The 775-nt window shown below is 41.0% G+C and carries 1 protein-coding gene; it reads right to left on the reverse strand.

What is annotated here, in order from left to right; translation table 11 throughout:
* Positions 1-93: 93 nt before the first annotated feature.
* Positions 94-294 carry a hypothetical protein gene (locus ACPYKA_RS16910; protein ID WP_479543386.1) on the reverse strand — a complete coding sequence of 67 codons (201 nt, stop codon included), beginning with the start codon at positions 292-294 and terminating at the stop codon, positions 94-96.
* Between the last annotated feature and the right edge of the window lie 481 nt (positions 295-775).

A 775-nucleotide genomic window follows, 5' to 3' on the forward strand; every position in this document is an offset into this window, starting at 1 on the left:
ATACATGAGCAGCGGAGAAGCAAGCCAACGAAGAAATTCGCAGTGTCATTTTTACCGGACTTTTTGAACATCCTCTAGAAAATAAAGTATTTATTATAAAACATCCGAACACATATACATTTTTTTAATTAACATTTGTATTTGTTCGGATTTCTTATTTCTGTTTATATTATCAATATGCTTAAACAGGGCAGTAACTATCGACAGTAAAATTTTTACCGCTACGGAAATACACTCCGCTTTCCACGGGCGGCTGTTGAGCCTTCCTTGTGCTAACGCACTGCGTTGTCTCACCTAGGCCTTTCCTCCCGTAGGAGTCTCCGTGTATTTCCTTCGCTGGGTGTGCTTGGTAAACAAACTCTGCACAGTATGTTACTACTATCTCTATTGTTGATTGGAGCCGGAGGGCAGTCGACTCCTGTGGGAAAAGCACGTGTCTGAAGACCCCGCAGCGGTGGGCTTTCCGCGAGGAGGCTGAAGCCGTGCCCACGGAAAGCGTACTGCCCGGAGGCGGAAATCAACGAAGCTGTTACTAGTTTTAAATTTTCACTACTCAACAACGAACGTATTAAAATTAACCTGTTGAAAGTAAACGTTCTAAAAAATCACTATCTTGTAATCGTTCATCTTTACAGTTGGGTTATGCTCAGCCACCTTATTTATTTAGACTAGAAAAAGGGATACTCTTCTCGTATAATGATAGATAGAAAGATATACAAAGGGGAATGTTACGTTGAAAGTGGCACAGAAAAATATAACGACTATGAATGAAAGC

The sequence above is a fragment of the Pseudogracilibacillus amylolyticus (SeqCode) genome (genome assembly GCF_051918545.1).
Taxonomy (GTDB): Bacteria; Bacillota; Bacilli; order Bacillales; family Amphibacillaceae; genus Pseudogracilibacillus.